This window comes from Phormidium sp. CCY1219 (assembly GCF_055795085.1).
In genome coordinates, this window is record NZ_JAYFEQ010000918.1 from 18,315 (window position 1) to 38,923 (window position 20,609).

At 53.2% G+C, this 20,609-nt stretch carries 8 protein-coding genes; 5 read left to right on the top strand and 3 right to left on the bottom strand.

Going from position 1 to position 20,609, the window contains the following annotated elements:
• Nucleotides 1–4 precede the first annotated feature (4 nt).
• The gene (locus AC0QH1_RS30195; protein WP_324635149.1) at nucleotides 5–949 is read right to left on the bottom strand and encodes an aldo/keto reductase; all 945 of its coding nucleotides are present in this window, start codon (nucleotides 947–949) and stop codon (nucleotides 5–7) included.
• A gap of 107 nt (nucleotides 950–1,056) precedes the next feature.
• Nucleotides 1,057–6,081, bottom strand: coding sequence for a CHAT domain-containing protein (locus AC0QH1_RS30200; protein ID WP_324635150.1), 5,025 nt, complete (start codon nucleotides 6,079–6,081; stop codon nucleotides 1,057–1,059).
• Between the two features lie 759 nt (nucleotides 6,082–6,840).
• Here AC0QH1_RS30200 and AC0QH1_RS30205 point away from each other — a divergent pair.
• The 5 genes from AC0QH1_RS30205 (at nucleotide 6,841) to AC0QH1_RS30225 (ending at nucleotide 19,533) form a co-directional block, all read left to right on the top strand.
• A complete protein-coding gene (locus tag AC0QH1_RS30205) occupies nucleotides 6,841–11,703 on the top strand; it encodes a beta strand repeat-containing protein (protein ID WP_324635151.1) in 4,863 nt (1,620 codons plus the stop codon).
• A 135-nt stretch (nucleotides 11,704–11,838) separates the two neighbouring features.
• Complete coding sequence (locus AC0QH1_RS30210) at nucleotides 11,839–12,888, top strand: TIGR03032 family protein (protein WP_324635152.1); 1,050 nt, start codon at nucleotides 11,839–11,841, stop codon at nucleotides 12,886–12,888.
• A gap of 278 nt (nucleotides 12,889–13,166) precedes the next feature.
• Nucleotides 13,167–16,871, top strand: a complete 3,705-nt coding sequence (locus tag AC0QH1_RS30215; protein WP_324635153.1) for a cadherin domain-containing protein — start codon at nucleotides 13,167–13,169, stop codon at nucleotides 16,869–16,871.
• Between the two features lie 282 nt (nucleotides 16,872–17,153).
• Complete coding sequence (locus AC0QH1_RS30220) at nucleotides 17,154–18,590, top strand: BCD family MFS transporter (protein ID WP_324635154.1); 1,437 nt, start codon at nucleotides 17,154–17,156, stop codon at nucleotides 18,588–18,590.
• 130 nt (nucleotides 18,591–18,720) lie between these two features.
• A complete protein-coding gene (locus AC0QH1_RS30225) occupies nucleotides 18,721–19,533 on the top strand; it encodes an inositol monophosphatase family protein (protein ID WP_324635155.1) in 813 nt (270 codons plus the stop codon).
• A 60-nt stretch (nucleotides 19,534–19,593) separates the two neighbouring features.
• Here AC0QH1_RS30225 and AC0QH1_RS30230 read toward each other — a convergent pair whose 3' ends face one another.
• The gene (locus AC0QH1_RS30230; RefSeq protein WP_324635156.1) at nucleotides 19,594–20,502 is read right to left on the bottom strand and encodes a ChaN family lipoprotein; all 909 of its coding nucleotides are present in this window, start codon (nucleotides 20,500–20,502) and stop codon (nucleotides 19,594–19,596) included.
• Nucleotides 20,503–20,609 lie beyond the last annotated feature (107 nt).

The following is a 20,609-nucleotide window of genomic DNA, read 5'->3' on the forward strand; positions in this document are numbered from 1 at the left end:
GCGCCTATAACCAAGGACGAGAAAGTTCCTCTAACTTCGCCACTTCATCCGCACTTAACTGCCAACCCAAAGCGCCGGCATTTTGGCGCGCCTGTGTGGCAGTTTTCGCCCCAGGAATCGGAATCACCCCTTCTTGGGCAATCAGCCAATTGAGCGCTACTTGCGCCGGGGTTTTCTCGTACTTGTCCCCCAACTCTCGCAATACATTCAGCAGGGGTTGGATCTTCCGCAACCCTTCTGGTTGAAAGCGCGAATCCCACTGACGCGGACCGGTGGGTTTTTTCCCGTCGGGGGTATATTTCCCGGTGAGCAACCCCTGCGCTAGGGGACTATAGGCCAGAATCACCACCCCCAATTCGCGGGCGGTACTCACAATGCCTTCGCTTTCCACTTTACGAGACAGCAGGGAGTATTTCACCTGATTGACTGCCAAGGGAATGCCGCGCGCGGCAAGGATTTGGTGGGCTTCGCGCATTTCGTCGGCGGAATAGTTACTCACTCCCACCGCTTCGATTCTGCCGCGTTCCACTTCATCCGCCAAGGCATTCATCAAGGTTTCTTGACTCATAAAGAAGGTAAACGGCCAGTGTACTTGATATAATGTTACCCGGGGCAATTGCAGGCGATCGAGACTTTCGCTCAGGGCGTCGGAGACGGCCCGACCTGTAAACCGCCAGGGATAGGGGGCGTATTTGGTGGCCACCTGCACGGGTTTGTCGGTTTGCTGGATAAACTGACCGAGCAATTTCTCGGATTCTCCCGGACCGTAAACTTCGGCGGTGTCGAAGAAGGTGATGCCGGCGTCTAGCGCCGCGTGAAAGGCTTCGGAAACCTCTGCCTGTCCGTAGTCTTTGCCATAGTTCCAGAAGAGTTTGTCTCCCCAGGACCACGCGCCAATACCAAGGGGCAAGACATGCGGTCCATTTTTACCAAGCGCGATCGTGTTCACGGTTCTGATGTCCTTACTCGTTTCTTTATTTGTAACGAATATTGGCTCAAAAGGGGAGACTGGGGCAACCCCAAAAGCCCGCATCCATTGTCAGGAGGGTGTTTTGCTCACCACGGACTGCCAATAAGGGTAAACGCGGACCAATAATACGGATGGTCAAAATAGTTTCGCTGAGTTCCCTGGATGAGTTCTGAGGGTAAAGGGAAGGTTCCTCTGGTTCCGGATAAGCGATCGCCTTCTATCCATACTTGTTTGTTTAACAGCGCCAGTTGCGCCTGTCGCAGGGCTTCGGCTTTGATGGGGGCGGTTTTCAACGCCTGGTAAAACTGGGTCATCAAGGCGAGGGTACCTTCATCGCTGACGGAAATCAAACTGGCGATCGCGGTTTGTGCGCCAATTTGTACCGCTAACCCGGCAAATCCTAACTCTGCTTCCGGATTGCCAATGGCTGTGCGACAAGCACTTAGTACCAACAAAGACAACGGCGGATCGTTCCATCCCAATTCCCGCAGTTGGGCTAAATTCAATTGCGTATCCCAAAGCTGAATATAAGAATTCCTGGGATTCCCGGCCTGAAAATTCGCATGAGTGGCTAAATGAACGATTTTATAGGGTTCGGAAGCGCGCTGGCGTTGTAAATTTTCTAGCGTAAATGCTTCATTTAAAAATGCTTCACCGGCCCACAGTTGGTTGGCAATGATGTCTATTTCCAGGGACACTGCAGGTAAGGGAGCTAAGCGGGTAAATTCTGAGGCTCCCATTGCCAAAATCGGCAAATTGCTGATATCTTGATAGGTGGGATCGGTGAGGTTTAAACTGGGAATCAAACCAACGCTATAATTCTCAATCAGAAATTGTTCGCCATCGTGTAAGGCGGCGATGGGCAACAAGCGCAATCCCTCATCCATCGAAAAGGCAATGGTGTCGATTCCTCGCGCTTCTAATGTGGGGGCGATCGGGGCAATCAACCACTGATAAAGTTGTTGAGCGAGGGGTAAATAATCCTGATTCTGGTATCGCGCCGAAAGGATAATTTCGGAAGAAAATTCTTGAACCTTTGCCAAGAGTTGCGCTCGATCGGCGTCGCGAACCACTTGATGAATCGGTTCTCCGTCGGGCGTCACCAGCAGTAAATCAACCGCTTCGCTATTAGAAATAACGTACAAAATTGCTGGAGTGGTGTTGGTGGCATTGGCGATCGCCTGCAGTTGTTCTACGATGTCTGTAAAGGAGACAAACTGGAAAGTAAACTCTTCTTGGAAGTAGTTTTGAAACTCTTGTTGGCGGAGGTTTTCAATTCCTTCAATAGCTTGCGGCAAATTTCTCAATCGAGCTAAACGTAAATTTTGCTCTATATCGAGCCGTTCTCGCAAAATGCGATCGCTCGGTAAAATACTCAAAATTCTTTGGCGCTTTTCCAGCTCAACAATCGGCTGAATTTCTGGCGGTTTTGTTAACTGATTGTTAACAAACTCATCGGAAATTTCCGGCAAACTTTCTTGCGGAGTGGGGAAAGGTTGCGGATCCGGGACGGGTTCGACGGGTCGAATGGCGGCGGAGAGCAGAGAAATATTCCCTTGAGTGAAAGAAAAGGGAAACGATCGCAATGGCAAAACCGTATTATTTGCCGCACCACTCAATGCACCCGCCGTCCCATTGGTTGTGGCATTTCCTACTACAAATGGCGCTTGTACGGTTTCGCTTCCGTGACGAATTTGCATCTCGCCTTCTTCCGCACTTCCGACCACCGACAGACTTGCTTCGGGAACGATTCCATCATCAAAGGTATCGATCGCCCGGAAAACGCGATCGGTGGCAATCTCCAATCTCCCCCCTACGGTTCCTCGCGCTTCGATCGCGCTGACTTGAATATCTCCCGGTGCTGTTAATCGTATATTCCCGGCGCTATTTTCACTGCCATTTGCGGTAATTTTCCCCGTATCAATCCCGGGGGCTAATTCTTCTCTGACACTCTCCGGACAAGCTTCGCAGGTGGCGAGGGTGACGGAACCGCCATCCACTGCGCCAGAAGCGTCGATCGCGGCGGTGGCGATCGCCCCTGATTCGCTAGTGAGGGAAATCTCACCGCCAGATGCGGTGGCGGAAGCGGTGTTCAGAGACCCGGTAGTAATCTCACTCTCGGAGACAATTTGCAAATCACCTCCCGGGGATGCAATATCACTTGTGGTAAGGGTACTCGTGCCACTGGTGAGGCGCAGATTGCCTTCCTCGGCGGTAAGATTGCCCACTGCAATTCGATCGCCGGCAATCAGCTCTAGAACGCTGCCTGCTGGTAGTTCCGAGGAAGGGAGAAGACTCACATCCCCCAAGGCGATCGCCTCGGTTGCGGACAGGATTATCTGTTCGGCGGTCATGGTGGCGGCGGCGGTCACATTGGCGGCATTTTCCACCGCGATCGCCCCTAACGCTCCATCCTCGGCACTTCCCACCGCTTCATCAAAACTCACACTGGCCTCTGGGGCATTCAGGATTAAATCGTTTCGGGCGTTGGTTGCGCTGTCCAGGGTACGGCCAAACGCAATCCTTCCCCCACCCAGGGTGGTCAATCCTACATTATCGAACAACCGCACTGCCCCGTTAAAGCTCATGTTCCCTACGGTAAAGATATCGCTGGTGAGTTCTACGGTTTCGGCAGCGATCGCCAAACTGCGGAGGGGAGTTGTTCCGCCCACCGGTTGGTTAAATCGCACGGTTCCCGGGGGGGCATTGACGGATAAATTGCGATCGCCATCTACGGTGCCATTAAAGGTGATGTTACTGGCCGTAAACGCAATATCCGCATTGAGAAAGATGTTGCCAAAAGTGAGTTTCCCTTCGGTGCTGATGCCGGCACTGAGAATTGTCGCTTCTGCGGCTTCGATCGCCAAGGTGGCATTATCGGAAAGGGTAATATTATCGTTCACCGCGATCGCCCCTTGGCCGATTGGCGATCGCAAAGTGAGCGGATCGGTGAACTCCACCCTTTCCGCCACGGCGATCGTGCCACTCCCATTCGTCGCGCCGATGGTAATATTGCTAAACCCATCTTGCACCAGGGCCAACTCTTCGTTGGTGATATCGAAAATTGCCTCACCGCTATCGCTTGTGTTAGCGAGGGTGATATTCCGGGTGGTATCGGTGGGTTGTAGCACCAGAATCCCGCTGCCGGTCACAGTTTCGTTCAAATTGATTTCGTTTCCGGTGAGGGTAATATTTCCGGTCCCCCCGCTCACCGCACTGAGGGTGAGGGTACTGGCCGCTTCTAGGGTAATATTACCGCCCCCGGTGCTGCTGAGCGATCGCAATTCCCCGGCGGCGATAATATTGCCACTGCTGCTGGTTGCCGTAATATCGCCGCCGTCGGTGGTCACGTTGCCGGTCACGATATCTCCCGGGGCGGATAAGATGACCGGACCGCCTGCAGTGGACAGGGAGTTAACGGTAATCCCGGCGCTGCTGGGCACGGGGCTACTGTTAAATAAGGTATCGGAAATTTGGCGATCGGGGGGCAGATTGGGGGCATTAGCGAGGGCAGTGCCCGATCGCAAAATTAAGGCGGCTGACCCGGTTAAAATGGCAATATCCGGATCGCTGCCGACGAGGGTGAGATCCGGTCCGGTGATGGTAATATTGACCCCGGTAATCCGCCCGCCGGCTTCTACTTTCAGGGAGGTGCCGGTATAGTCGCCAAAGGTCACATTTCCTTGTGAGGTAACGATCGGATCGTAGAAACTGATGAAGGTGCCCGGATTGCCGTTGGATTGCAGAATGGCGAAATCGCCGCCCGCGCTAAAGTGAGAATCCCCGGAGATGATGCCGTCGCTCACCAAGGTGATGTCTCCGAGGGCGCGAAAGGGTGAGGTGAGGCGACGGCTCCCTTCTACCTCGCCGATGCCGTTCAAGGCTAAAATATCGATGCCGCGATCGCCTTGTATCCGCAAATCGCCCCCGGCGCTGGCTAAAAACGGGCGATCGCGGCTATCGCGCACGCGCAGGGTCTCTCCCGCCTTCAGGGTTAAATCCCCAGTGGCTTGCATCTGGCTTTCTCTTAAAGTGAGCTGATTGGCCGCCCACAGCCCCAGGGTTTCGGCACTTATGTCAGTGCGAGACAGGGCGATATCTCCCAGTTCGATCGCAATACCCGAACCGCTTAGCACAATGGTGCGATCGCTGTTGACCTGGATGCCCGTGGCATGGGAAATCTCGCCCCCGGTGAGCAATTCCGGTAATGCCAGAGGGGCGATCGCTGTGGCAGAAGCGGGGGTGTGAGGTGCTGCGGGGGCTATCTCTAAACTGAGCAAATGGTGCGGTTGCGAAAGGCGCACTCGCTGCGTTCCGGGAACCGAGGCAATGGTAATATTGCCCCCAGGAACGGTGAGGCTGCCGGTATTTAAAATGGTGCCGCCTAATAACGTGAGATTTTGCTTCGGGTTGAGGGTTAAATCGGCAAAATTGGCGATCGCCCCCGGTTGCGGATTGCCAAAATAAAACGCTTTTGGCGGTCCGACTAATGCCGCATAATTATGATTTCCCACCGCATTAAACCACCCCGAATCAAAGCCAATTCCCGTGGCGGTGGTGGCTAAAAACGACCCGGGCACGTTTAACCGGGCATCCGGGCCAAAAACAATGCCCGCCGGGTTCATTAAAAATAAATTGGCATTTGCCCCGGTTATCCGAATTTCGCCATTAATTATCGAGGCATTTGCGCCGGTTACTCTTCCTAAAATATTCAGAATTTGGGGATTGGCGATGAAGTTGGCGGTGTGTTGCGCCGGGAGATTAAATTCAGTAAAACTGTGGAATAAATTGGCCCCATCTGCGGAGACTTGTCCCCCGGTAATCTGTAGGCGATTTCCCTCTGGAGTGACGCGGGTTCCGGTCCCATCGGCGGCGGGAACGATGGGTTGCGCGCGGACTATCTGCGGGTCGATGCAACAGAAGGCGATCGCCACAAGGCGGGCGAGATTTTGTAGCATTTGGCCCCTGGGTTTGGATTGGGGTTTGGCATGGTCGCGATCGCTCACCGTTTGCTCCCTCCTGCGATAAAATTCTCGCTGCATCCACTGTGGGAGGGAAAGTCCACTGGAAATCCCCGCCGGATCCAACTTTTTTCCTTTGGGGTTTTCCATTAGTCAACCACCTTGGCGAGAGTGTTGTTCTTTTAGCATACCCAAACCCGGCATTCCTGACAATTTTAATGCCCACTGGTCTGGGAATCGAGTTGCCCTCTGGTTTGGAGGGTTATTTGACCTGCGCTTTGCGAAGGTTTCTGGCGTTAGTCATCCCATTAAAGCTTAAAATTACTAAAATGTAAAGTCCGATTTTTTCACCAAAAATTTTATTCTCCCGCTGAGTATAAATTCCTGCCAGTTCTTTCAATCTATCGCGGTTTGTCCATATCCAGCAGAGGATCTCAGTTTCTTTCGTAGGATCCCCTTCCCGGGAAGATGAAGTCAGAGGGACGGAATCTTTATCTCACGCGGGTTTTGACAAAATTTGCCGCACAGTTCGCGTAACTTGGGATCGCAGGAGGGCGATCGCCAGGATTGCCGGTTTGGGTGGGTAAAATCCAGAGTTGGGCAGCGCACCGCGATCGCACAGGATGATGAGTTACCCGCCGTCGAAGGACTGTTTTGCCTCACGCACTTACCATAACCTTTGCCGCTTGTCAAGCACTTTTTTCCGATTTTATTTCTTCAATGCCTAATTGTACCTAGAGCGGGATATTAAGCTTTTGTAAATTCTTGTAAATAAACGATGACAGTTCCCCCAAGGGTAATGCATAACTAAAAGAGATACGCCAAATCGATAAACTCGGCAGTGACGGCGAAAGTGCCACTCACCCCGATCCTAGGCCGGAAGGCGGCAAGGCAAAACGCTCAACTATTATGACAGTTATTCAGGGCACATCAGTCGAAGACAGCTTAACCGGAACCAGCGCGGCAGATTTTGTATATGCATGGCCAGGAAACGACTTCCTCGATGGCGGGGCGGGCGACGATATTCTCTATGGAGATAAGGGAAATGACAGCATCCTCGGCGGGAATGGCAATGACTTGCTGGGGGGAAGTCAAGGAAATGACAGCTTGGATGGGGGTGAGGGCAACGATATCCTGTATGGAGGTGCGGGAGATGAGAGTTTAATCGGCGGTTTGGGCAGCGATCGCCTCGTGGGAGATGGGGGAAACGATACCTTTCTCCTCGACTTCGGTGGCGATACCGTCACTGGCGGAAAAGACCGAGACACCTACATCCTCGCCCCTACCCTCGGCGGCGACACGGAAGCGCAAGCGGCAATCGTCACCGATTTTAATCCTTCGGAGGATGAAGTGCAACTCACCGGGGGGTTAACCTTCGATCGCTTAAACATCTATCAAGGGATTGGGATTTATCGTAACGATACCATCATTCAAGATAAAGATACGAACCGATTTTTAGCCATTTTGCTCGGGGTTCCCACCCCCACCATGCTGCAAGCGGCGGGAATAGAACCCTCCCCCGAAGCGCCAGAAGAACCGGAAGCGCCCTTGCCCGATCTGTCGGTTTTCGGATCTGCGCCCTCGGACCCGGAAACGCCCCCACCTGGGGAACAAACCCCCGGGAACACCGCGCCCACGGATATTCTGCTCTCGAATCGCTCTATTGCCGAAAATAGTAGCGATGGAACCAGTATCGCTACCCTCTCCACCAGGGATGTGGATGCCAACGATACTCACAGCTACAGCTTACTCGATGATGCCGGGGGACGCTTTGCGCTGCAAGCGAATCAACTAATTGTTGCCAATGGCGAGTTATTGGATTTTGAGACAACCGAGACGCACAATATTACGGTACAAACGACCGACTCGGCGGGGAATACCTTCCAGAAATCTTTTACGCTGGAAGTAACCGACGCGATCGATGAAACCAACAATAACCCGCCTACGGATATAGGGCTTTCTAATACCAATATTGCCGAAAATAGTGCCGATGGCACAGTTATTGCCGCTTTATCTACGACGGATACCGATGTCGGCGATACCCACAGCTACAGCTTAATCGATGATGCTGGGGGACGGTTTGCCATTGATGGCGATCGCCTGGTGGTGGGGAATGGCGCGTTATTGGATTTTGAGAGTGCTGCCAGCCATAACATTATCGTACAGACCACCGATGGCGGAGGGCAGACCTTCGATAAAGTGGTGACGATCGAACTCACAAACGTGAATGAAGCCCCCACCGATATCGCCCTCTCTCAAACCAGTGTGGACGAACATAGCGCCAATGGCACCGATGTCGCCACCCTCTCCACCAGGGATCCCGATGCTGGAGATACCCACAGTTACTCGTTACTGGACACCGCTGGGGGACGGTTTGCGATTGAGGGCGATCGCCTGCAAGTCACCGATGGGAGTTTGTTAGACTTTGAGGAGATTACCAGTCATCAGATTACCGTGCAGGTAACAGACGCCCAGGGGCTAACTTTTGAAAAAGACTTAACTCTCACAGTTAATGATACGCCGGAACCGCCAGTGTTAGACTTGGACGGAACTGCCGACGAACCCGGTGGCGATCGCAATTTTTCCACTAACTTTACTGGAAATTCCGGGGCGGTGGCGATTCTAGACGCGGTTGCCCTGAGTCTGAGCGATGTGGATAGCACCGAGATGACAGGTGCCACCGTCACCATTACCAATTTACTCGACGGTGCGAATGAAGTGCTAAGTGCCACAACTGTTGGCAATATCGCCGCCAGTTATAGCAATGGCGTTCTCACCCTCAGTGGCACCGATACTCTGGCCAACTATCAGCAGGTGCTGCGAAGCCTCACCTATAACAATACTGCCGCTTCTCCCAATCCCTTGGCTCGCACAATCGAATTTACCGTCACCGATGGCAGCACATCCAGCAGCGTTGCCACCACCACTCTGAATATTGGCCCGAATACGCCACCGGAATTAGACCTGAATGGCAACAATGTGGCAGGCATCGACTACGCGGCAACATTTATCGCCAGTAGCGGTGCAGTGGCGGTGGTAGACAGCAGCAGTCTCGCGGTCACTGATGTTAATAATCCTTCCTTAAGTGCGGCTACCGTCACCATTACCAACTTGCTGGATGGAGGTGCGGAATCCCTCGGGGCAACCACCACTGGCACGAATATTACCGCCAGTTACGATTCGGCCACGGGCATTTTAACCTTAAGCGGCACGGATACGGTGGCGAACTACCAGCAAGTGCTGCGAAGCGTTATCTATAATAACAGCAATCCCCTGCCAGATGCAACCCCGCGCAGCATTGCGTTTGCGGTGAATGATGGCACTACAGAGAGTGTAGTGGCGACAACTACTCTGACTATAAATACCGATGCGGACTTACAGCTTACCAATAGCGTCAGCAATCCCACACCGGCGATCGGGGAGACCCTGACGTTTACGGTAGCACTGACGAATAATGGTCCGGCTGGAGCAACGAATATTGCCATCACCAATCTTTTGCCTGGAGGGATGGAAGGAGTGACGGTAACTCCGTCTAGCGGCACCTACGACGAGAATACCGGGATTTGGACCGTGCCTTCTTTAGCCAGTGGAGGTAACGCGACTCTCACAATTAGCGGCAGGGTGCAGAGTTACGGCACCCTTGTCCATACCGCAGAAGTGAGTGCAGTAGACCAGCCAGATCCGGATGCCACGTCGAATAATTTCATCCCCACAGAAGATGATATTGCCAGCGATCGCGCCACCATCCCTCTGCCAGCCACGGGAATCGAACTGAGTGACGTGATGGCAGGGATTGGCGGTTTTGGGAATAGCGGCATTGATGGGGGCGATCGCGCCGGTCTCCCTGTGAGTAGTGCCGGCGACGTGAATGGCGATGGCTTGGATGATGCGATCGTCGGCGCATACCGTGCCGACCCCGGGGGGAACAACTTTGCCGGGGAATCTTACGTGGTGTTTGGCAAAACCGATAGCACCGCCGTGGATTTCAGCGATATAGCTGCCGGAAGTGGCGGTTTCCTCATCAGTGGCATCGATGAAGATGACTTATCTGGTGTCTCACTCAGCAGTGCCGGCGACGTGAATGGCGATGGTTTGGACGATCTGATTGTCGGCGCATGGCGTGCCGCACCTGGCGGGAACACCGAGGCGGGGGAATCCTATGTGGTGTTTGGCAAAACCGATGGCACAGCCGTGAATTTGAGCGATATAGCTGCCGGCACTGGCGGGTTTATCGTTAATGGCATTGATGCGAATGACAGGTCTGGTGCCTCACTCAGCAGTGCCGGCGACGTAAATGGCGATGGTTTGGACGATCTGATTGTCGGCGCATATTTTGCCGACCCCGGCGGGAATAGTGCTGCTGGAGAATCCTATGTGGTGTTTGGCAAAACCGATAGCACAACCGTGAATTTGAGCGATATAGCTGCCGGCACTGGCGGGTTTATCATTAATGGTATCGATACGAATGACAGGTCTGGTGCCTCAGTCAGCAGTGCCGGCGACGTGAATGGCGATGGTTTGGACGATCTGATTGTCGGCGCATGGGGTGCCGACCCTGGGGGGAACAACGTTGCCGGGGAATCCTACGTAGTATTTGGTAAAGCCGATAGCACAGCCGTGAATTTGAGCGATATCGCTGCTGGAAGTGGGGGGTTCGTTATCAATGGCATCGATGCTGGTGACCTCTCTGGTGCCTCAGTCAGCAGTGCCGGCGATGTGAATGGCGATGGCTTGGACGATCTGATTGTCGGCGCATGGGGTGCCGACCCGGGCGGTAACACCGAGGCTGGGGAATCCTATGTGGTGTTTGGCAAAACCGATAGCACAGCCGTGAATTTGAGCGATATCGCTGCTGGAAGTGGGGGGTTCGTTATCAATGGCATCGATACTGATGACGACTCTGGTCGATCGGTTAGCACTGTGGGAGACATGAATGGCGATGGTTTGGACGATCTGATTGTCGGGGCGAGGGGTGCCGACCCCGGCGGGAAAAGCTATGCAGGGGAATCCTATGTGGTGTTTGGCAAAACCGATAGCACAGCCGTGAATTTGAGCGATATCGCTGCCGGTACTGGGGGTTTCGTTATCAATGGCATTTCGGTGAATGACTACTCTGGTGGCTCAGTCAGCAGTGCGGGAGATATCAATGGTGATGGCTTTGATGATGCGATCGTCGGCGCACACCTTGCCGACCCTGGGGGAAATAGCAATGCCGGGGAATTTTACATTGTCTGGGGAGGGAATTTCACTAACTCGGTGAGTCAGCAGGGGGGGACGAATTCGGAATGGTTGGCGGGAACAACTGCGGCGGATGTGCTAGTGGGAGCGCAGGGGGACGATACCCTCATCGGTGGTGGCGCTGCTGACGTGCTTTATGGCGGCATCGGAGACGATTTAATCGGAATTGGCGATACCTCGTTTCAGCGGATTAAAGGGGGTGGCGGAACGGATACTCTGCGCCTGGATGGGGGGTTCGCTCTGGATTTGACGGCTATTGCTAACAATAAACTATCTGGGATTGAAGTTATTAATCTCAATGGCAATAACAATGAGTTCACTTTGGATAGTTTTGATGTGAAGGCGCTGTCTGATGTGACTTCTAACGGGTTAACGCGGTTAATCGTCGATGGGGTAGCGGGGAATTCGGTGAGTTCGACTGGTGGCTGGGTATCTGGTGGTATCACTTCATCGGGAACGAACGCTTATAACACTTACACTCTCGATGGTGCGCTGTTGTGGGTAGATACAGATGTGGCGCAGGCGATTAGTTAGTTTTTCCCGAAGATCCGGCGTGGGATTAATCCCACGCCTCATAGCTCAAGTCGGTTAAAAACCGACTGAAATAGCGGTTGTTGCTCCAAATCAGAGTGTTAAGATGAGCGATCGCCTGTTGAATTTGCGAGGGATATGATGTCTTTAGAAATTATGGGTTCGCGCCAGTTTCCCGAGTGGCTGTACCAACACCACGTCAGTCTGGCTTTTACCACCTACCAAACCGGAAAGCTATTTCTCATCGGGTTGCAACCGAATGGGCGGTTATCGATTTTCGAACGCACGTTCAATCGGCCAATGGGGTTATCGGCGTCGGCAAATACATTATTTGTGAGTTCGCTCTATCAGTTGTGGCGGTTTGAAAATGCCCTAGAACCGGGACAAGTGCATCAGGGATACGATCGCCTCTACGTTCCGCAACTCGCCTATACCACTGGCGATTTAGACATTCACGATATTGCCCGCGATCGCACTGAAACCCCGATTTTTGTCAATACTTTGTTTAGCTGCTTGGCAACTGTCAGCCACACGCACAGTTTTATCCCCTTCTGGCAACCGCCGTTTATTTCCAAACTCGCCCCCGAAGATCGCTGTCACTTGAATGGGTTAGCGATGGACAACGGAACGCCGCGCTACGTAACGGCAATTAGTCAAAGTGATGTGGCGGATGGGTGGCGCGACAGACGGCACAATGGCGGTTGCGTTATCGATGTGAAGGGCGATCGCATTCTGTTAGACAATCTCTCCATGCCTCACTCGCCGCGTCTGTATCGGGATAAACTGTGGTTGCTCAATTCCGGGACGGGATATTTCGGTTATGCAGATATCAACGCTGGTCGATTTGAACCCGTTACCTTTTGTCCGGGATACTTGCGCGGGTTGGCGTTTTACGAGGATTTCGCTGTAGTCGGCATCTCCAAACCTCGCCACAATAAGACGTTTAGCGGTTTACCTTTAGACCAAGCCCTGCAAGACAAAGGCGCAGACGCACGCTGCGGTTTGCTGGTTATCGATGTGCGAAGTGGGGATATCGTTCATTGGTTGCGATTGGAAGGCAGTTTATTTGAGGAGTTGTATGACGTAGCCGTTTTACCGGGGGTGCGCCGTCCGATGGCGATCGGAGTAAAAACCGATGAAATTTGCCGCCTGATTACGATTGGCAGTTGGCCCACTCAGCAAAAGTGAGAATAGGGTATAAAAAGCAGCAACGAGCATCCCTGGGAGGGCGATCGCTCCCTTTTTTCTGCCTCAAATACTTACCACAAAGCCATTAATTCGTCAAGCTGAATTTGTCAGATTCCAGTTCTGAGATTCCCAATTTTCTTTAAACAGGAAAATTTCACTTTTGCAAACTTTTGTAAATAAACGATGACAGTTTCCCGAAGCGTCATGCATAACAGTAAAGAAGTCGGGCAATCAATGAGCTCGGCAATGAATGTAGCAATTAAAAACGCTTAAACAGTATGACAGTTATTCAGGGCACACCATTTGAAGATACTTTAACCGGAATGGGCGCGCCAGATTTTTTCTATGGGTGGCAAGGAAACGACGTTCTCGATGGTGAGTCAGGGGACGATATTCTCTATGGAGATAGTGGAAATGATACCCTCATCGGCGGACATGGCAATGATTTTCTCGGGGGTAGTGAAGGAAACGATCGCTTGCAGGGGGATGAGGGCAACGATATCGTTTATGGCGGTATGGGAGACGATCGCATGCTTGGCGGTTTGGGTAGCGATCGCCTAGTAGGAGATAGGGGAAACGATACCTTTCTCCTCGACTTCGGTAGCGATACCGTCACCGGAGGACAAGACCGAGACACCTACATCCTCGCCCCCACCCTCGGCGGCGATACCGAAGCACAAGCAGCGATCGTCACGGATTTTAATCCCTCCGAGGATAAACTGCAACTCACCGGCGGGTTAACCTTCGATCGCTTAAATATCTACCAAGGGAGTGGAGTTTATCGCAACCACACCATCGTTCAACACAAAGACACGAACCGATTTTTAGCGATTTTGCTCGATGTTTCTTCCCCCAGCATTCTGGAAGCGGGGGGAGGAAACCCCCCTGTAGAACCGCAAGTGCAAGTACAAGCGCCAGAAGAACCGGAAGCATCATTACCGGATCGGCCCATGTCCGACCCTGCCCCTTTGCAAGGGGAAACCCCCACCCCCCCACCGGCGGAACCAACTCCCAACCCCCCACCGGCGGAAGAAACGCCGCCTTCGGGGGAACAAACTCCCACCCCCCCACCGGCGGAAGAAACGCCGCCTTCGGGGGAACAAACTCACACCCCCCCACCGGCGGAAGAAACGCCTACCACGCCACCGGGGGAAGAAACGCCCGCAAACACTGCGCCGGAGAACATTCTGCTCTCGAATAGCTCTATTGCCGAAAAGAGTAGCGATGGTACGCCGATCGCCACTCTCGCCACCACCGATGCCGACTCTGAAGATACTCACACTTACCGATTAATCGACGATGCCGGTGGAAGCTTTGCCCTGGAAGAGAATCAACTTATCGTTGCCAATGGCGCGTTACTGGATTTTGAGACAAACCAGACGCACAGCATTACCGTACAAACCACCGACTCGGCGGGGAATACCTTCGAGAAATCCTTTACCATGAGTGTCACCGAGGTGAAAGAGACAATTCCCAATCGCGCGCCCACGGATATTGTGCTTTCCAAGGCCAGTATTGCCGAAAATAGTAGCGAAGGGACGGCAATCGGCACCCTGACCACCACCGACCCCGATGCGGGAGATACACATAGTTACTTATTGGTGGATAGCGCATCAGGTCGATTCGCGATCGCCGGAGACCAACTCACCGTTGCCAATAGTGAGGCATTGGATTTCGAGACCGCAACGAGCGATCGGATTGTAGTGAGAACCACTGATGCCGCAGGAGATACCTTTACCAAGACCCTAACCGTTGCGGTGGAGAATGCGAACGAAGCGCCTACAGATTTGTCGGTTTCTAATCTAGTGGTTAGGGAAGATAGTATCAACGGCAGCGCGATCGGCACCATCACGCCCACCGACCCCGATACCACCGATACCCATACCTACAGCTTGCTGGATAATGCCGAAGGTCGGTTTGCGATATCCGGCAATCAATTAACCGTAGCCGATGGGAGCTTACTGGACTACGAAACGGCGACCAGTCACGAGATCGTCATTCGCACGACAGATGCCGGGGGGAATCATTTCGAGCGCGCCTTTGCCGTCAGCGTTGGCGATGTGAGCGAAACCCTTCCCAACACCGCCCCCACGGACATTGCGATCGGCAATACAACGATTGCCGAAAATAGCGCAAACGGCACGGTAGTGGGAGACTTGACCACGGCAGATCCGAATGCCGGGGATACTCACAGTTACTCCCTAGTGGATGATGCGGGAGGACGGTTTGCGATTTCCGGGACGCAGATTGCCGTCGCGGATAGTAGCTTACTCGATTACGAAGCGGGAAACCAGAGCGAACTCACCATTCGCACCACCGATGCGCGCGGTTTGACCTTCGATAAAACCTTTGCCATATCCGTGACGGATCGGAATGAAGCGCCCACGGATCTGGCGGTGTCGAATACCGTAGTGGATGAGAATAGTGCCAATGGGACGGAAATCGGGACGATGACCACCACCGACCCCGATAGCGGCGACACCCACGCTTATTCGTTAGTGGATAATGCGGGAGGTCGGTTTGGGATAGTTGGCGATCGGATAACGGTGGCCGATGGGACGAGATTGGACTACGAAACCGAAAATCTTCATCAGATTGTTGTGCGAAGTACCGATGGGGCGGGTCAAACGGTGGATAAAGCCGTAACGATCGCCCTCAATAACCTCAACGAACCGCCGATCGCGATCGCCAATTCACCCCTGAGTGTGAATCGGTTGGCCACTGTCGGCATTGGCAATAATCTCCTGCAAGTCACCGATCCAGAGCAAAGTGCCACGCAACTGACCTATACTCTCGTCAATGCACCGACCAACGGACAACTGAAGTTAAACGGCACGCCGCTATTTGGCAACGATACTTTCACTCAGGCAGATATCGATAGCGATCGCCTAACTTACACCCACGGGATTCTGAAGCTCAGCCATAATTATACGAATGATACTGGAGAGGCGATATCCGGCTCGAACGCGGTCTGGTCTCGATATAATGGCGACAGTAGCGATATCATGTTCTACGACGGCAACACCGTCAAATCTATCTATCGCTACAATGACACTCACTCTCTCGATCCTCAGATTTCCGGCTCCAATGTGGTGTGGGAGGCTTATGATGGCAACGATTGGGAGATATTCTTCTACGATGGGAACGCCACCCGGCAAGTTACCGACAACACCACCGACGACCGATCGCCTCAAATCTCCGGCTCCAATCTAGTGTGGGAAGGCGTCGATGGTCTCGATCGCGAGATATTCTTCTACGACGGTAACGGCATTACCCAGCTTTCCGACAACCTCACGCCAGACTTCGATCCGACAATTTCTGGCTCTAACGTCGCCTGGGTGAGGCTGAATGGTCTCACCGAGGAGATATTTTTCTACGACGGGAATAGTAGCAGGAACATTTCCCAGAATCTGCTTGTTGCGGATAGGGTTCCCCAGATATCCGGTTCCAATGTGGTGTGGGAAACATCACAGCTCCTCGACAATGAGATCTCGTTCTACGATGGGAACGCCACCACTTTACTGACCAACAACCTCACCAATGACCAGTCTCCCCAGATATCCGGCTCCCAGGTGGTGTGGTACGGGCCTGGCGGTACCGACGGTGGCCTCGACAACGAGATATTCTTCTACGACGGCACCAGCGTTACCCAACTCACGACCAACGATACCGACGACTTCGATCCGCACATCTCCAACTCTAATGTGGTGTGGCACGGTTCCGGCGGGATCGACGGGGGTAGCGACAATGAGATATTCTTCTACGACGGCACCAACGTTACCCAACTCACAGCCAACGCCATGAATGACGATTATCCGCAACTCTCTGGCGCTAACGCGGTCTGGAGTGCTGACGATGGGGATTCTGAGATATTCTTCTCGCCGATGGCTGGAGCCTCCGCGAGCGATCGCTTTATCTTTTCCGTGTCCGATGGCGTAGGTGGAATGTTAGAGAATGCGGCATTTGACATCAATGTTATCTAGGGGCGTTATCGCCCAAAGCCACCGATAGGCAAAGTGCGAAAATTATATAAACCGCGCGATCGCCGCCAAGGGGATCATCCCCCGGGCGATCGCATCCCCGGCAAGTGAAGCGCAACCGCCAATCCCGATTGGCAAATGCATAAAACCCAATAAAAGTCAACCCCTCGGCCAGTAATTTTCTAGCAAGGGTCAGGACTAAACCACTACCCCTATCGTCTTAGTTAAAGTTATCCTAACATGAATAAAGCGCAAGCCCTGTATCGATAACCACCTTTCCTCCCTATGGCAACTGGCAATCTACCCGATTCCCAATCTACCCCCTCGGCGTCTAGCGAATCCATGCCGAGAATTGACCTATTGACCATGTTTCGCCTAGGCTTATTCCAGATGGGACTGGGGATAATGTCCCTATTAACCCTAGGCGTCATCAACCGGGTGATGATCGACGAACTGAAAGTCCCGGCATTCATTGCAGCAACCGCGATCGCCATGCACCAGTTTGTCAGTCCCGCCCGCATTTGGTTCGGTCAGATGTCCGACGCGAAACCCCTAGGGGGAAAGCATCGCACGGGTTACGTCTGGATTGGTGCCTTGCTGTTTACCTTCGTTGCCTTCTTCGCCGTGCAAGTGGTGTGGCAACTAGGCAACAGTTTAGATGCCACCGGGTGGAGTTCCCAAACAAGAGCCTGGGCCGCTGGACTCGGGGGTGTATTCGCCCTGTACGGTTTAGCCCTCAGTGCCAGTTCCACCCCCTTCGCCGCCCTCCTGGTGGATGTTTCCGACGAAGACAACCGGTCCAAACTGGTGGGCATCGTCTGGTCGATGCTGATGGTGGGCATTATCATCGGCGCGATAATCAGCAGTCGCTTGCTCGCGCAAATTGCCCTCGATACCCCGATCGCCACCCTACAGGCATCGGTGAATCGCCTATTCATCATCGTCCCCGCCCTCGTCCTCGCCCTAACCTTTGTCGCCACCGTCGGAGTAGAGGACAAATATTCTCGCTACGGCAAACGGTCCAAAATGGTTAACCGAGAAGACCAAATCACCTTGGGAAAAGCCCTGCGCGTCTTAACCGCCAGTCCGCAAACTGGGATTTTTTTCACCTTCCTGCTGGTAATGATCATCAGTTTATTTATGCAGGATGCAGTGATGGAACCTTATGGTGGGGAAGTCTTTGGCATGGCGCTTTCCGAAACCACCCAACTGAATGCCTTCTTCGGGATGGGCACCTTAATCGGCATTGGGTCCACCGGATTTTTAATCGTCCCGCGCCTGGGCAAGCAAAACACCACCAAATGGGGCTGTATTGCCGCCGCGATTTGTCTCGGTTTGATTATCCTGGCGGGATATAGCGCAATCCCGGGCATGTTAATGGGCAGCTTATTGCTCTACGGTTTAGCTTCTGGCATCATTACAACCGGAGCGATTAGCTTAATGCTGGATCTGACAGCAGCCGAAACTGCCGGAACCTTTATTGGGGCGTGGGGGTTAGCGCAGGCGATCGCTCGGGGACTATCCACCGTCACCGGTGGTGCAGTGTTAGACCTCGGTCGCGCCTTGTTTTCCGTACCCCTTCTCGCCTATGGGCTAGTCTTTACCACCCAAGCGGCGGGCATGATTGCGGCGGTGGTATTACTGCGGCGGGTGAACATCCGGGAATTCCGCGACAATGCCAAGCAAGCGATCGCCACGGTTATCGAAGGCGACTTAGAGTAAAATACCCACCCCTTTCCCCCAAACCGAAAAAAGTCTACTGTAGAGAAAACCGATGTCCCCGCCGAGATCGGTTTTCTCCCAGATTGATTAATGATAAACCCTAAACTCGAATCTCTAAAATCTAAATCTAATGACTGATTTTTGGGACAAAGTTTTAAACTTTGCAGAGACCACAGCTATCAAAGTCGGCAAAGATTTAATGGCCGATTTCGGTCAAGTGCAGGCATCCGAAAAACCCGATGGGAGCTTAATTACCCAATCCGATCTGTGGGCCGATCGCCAAATTATCGAAGCGATCGACGCTCGCTTCCCGGAACATGGCATCCTCAGCGAAGAAGCGGAACATGTGTTTCCCGATTCCGAATGGTGCTGGGTCATCGATCCCCTGGATGGCACCACCAACTTCGCCCGCCGGATTCCCATTTGGGCAGTTTCTATGGCCCTGTGCTACCGAGGCACCCCCGTTTTCGGGTACGTTCACGTACCGCCCCTGAGTCAATCGTTCCACGGATTTTGGTACGGCAATACCGGACTCACCGGACCTATGGGCGCATTTCTCAATCATCGCGCCATCCACAGCAGCGAGGAAGAACTCAGCGTCAATCACTTGTTCGGATTCTGTTCGCGCAGCATCCGCGCCTACCAGCATCCCTTTCCCTGCAAAATTCGCATGTTAGGCGTTGCCAGTTACAATTTTCTGACTGTCGCCGCCGGATTTAGCATCGGCGGCGTTGAAGGAACGCCGAAAATTTGGGATATTGCCGCCGTTTGGCCGATCGTCAAAGCATCCGGCGCGATCTGGCAACCCCTGGAATCTCAACCCCTGTTTCCCCTGAAGGTGGGGACGAATTACGAAAAGCGTCCCTTCCCCACCTTAGTTGTCGCCCGATCTGAGCAGTTGTCCGTGTTTCAACCCCTGGTGGAGTGTTTGCGTCAGGATTGAGGGTTAATTCTCGATCGCTTTTCTTGAACTTTAACTCGCGCCGCCAGCTTTCACCCCCAGTTAGTCGAGTTGCCAAACAAAATCGGCAATCGGTTTGTCCTGAGTCGATCGCATCTCCTCGGGGGCACTTAACAGGAGCGATCGCTGCACGAATGGACGCGAACCGCTTTGCCCGTTGAGCCGTCGTTCCACCCGACTGGGAATCCCATACCCATACAGGATATGACCTTGCCCCGCGATCGCCACCACCTGATAGTCGGGATTTTCGATCGCAAATCTGGCAATGGTTTCTGCCATCGTTTCGTCCCACAACACCTGGGCGAGAAAAAAGTTCTCGAAGTTGGCACTGGATCCGTGCCCCCCCTGCATGTGCTGTCGATACACCGCTAGCACCATTTCCCGATAATCGGCATTATCGGTGCGAATCTCCTCCACCGGCGGAATATGTTGCCGTTCCTCGGGCGTCAAGCTTGCCAATCCTTCCCGGGCGACTTTTCGCGTCACTTCCGTGGGCGTGTTGAGGGCCAAAACCGGCAGTTGATGTTCGCGGGCATACCGCAGGATCGGCGCATAGCTTTCCCAGGAAAAGCCCCACCGTTGTTCGTACTCGGTTTGCTCGATGAGCTGTTCTTCGCTAAGTTCCCCGCGCAAATAGGCATCGATCGCGCTTTGATAGGGGCGCTGAAACATTTCCATCGCGATCGCTACTTTCCCATTGTGTCGATGTAGGTGCTGAATAATCCTCAGTTGCGCTTCGCGATCTCCATCTCGGGTGTGGGTTTCCCCCAAATACACCACATCGGCTTTTTTCAGTTCTTCCAAGACCGCTTCCCGAGACGCAGACGCCACCGCAGGCATCTCTACCGATGGGAAGAGTCCGTCTATGCTTTCCGCGTAACTCGGCGCAGAACACAGTAACACCATCGCCACGGAACAGGCATACAGTTGGCTCAATTGGGTTTGTCTCATCGCTTTATTTTCCCCTAGGGTTCGCTACTGCAGTGTAGTTGGACTCCGTTAATTAATTATGAACCGTTGAACGATCGCGGGTTCGTCACCCTCCCCTCTGACTGTAG

Bases quoted from the DNA above. Each gene is read 5' to 3' on its own strand.
- AC0QH1_RS30205 (WP_324635151.1), top strand. From the start codon at position 6,841: ATGACAGTTATTCAGGGCACATCAGTCGAAGACAGCTTAACCGGAACC.
- AC0QH1_RS30230 (WP_324635156.1), bottom strand. From the start codon at position 20,502: ATGAGACAAACCCAATTGAGCCAACTGTATGCCTGTTCCGTGGCGATG.
- AC0QH1_RS30225 (WP_324635155.1), top strand. From the start codon at position 18,721: ATGACTGATTTTTGGGACAAAGTTTTAAACTTTGCAGAGACCACAGCT.
- AC0QH1_RS30215 (WP_324635153.1), top strand. From the start codon at position 13,167: ATGACAGTTATTCAGGGCACACCATTTGAAGATACTTTAACCGGAATG.
- AC0QH1_RS30220 (WP_324635154.1), top strand. From the start codon at position 17,154: ATGGCAACTGGCAATCTACCCGATTCCCAATCTACCCCCTCGGCGTCT.
- AC0QH1_RS30210 (WP_324635152.1), top strand. From the start codon at position 11,839: ATGATGTCTTTAGAAATTATGGGTTCGCGCCAGTTTCCCGAGTGGCTG.
- AC0QH1_RS30200 (WP_324635150.1), bottom strand. From the start codon at position 6,081: ATGGAAAACCCCAAAGGAAAAAAGTTGGATCCGGCGGGGATTTCCAGT.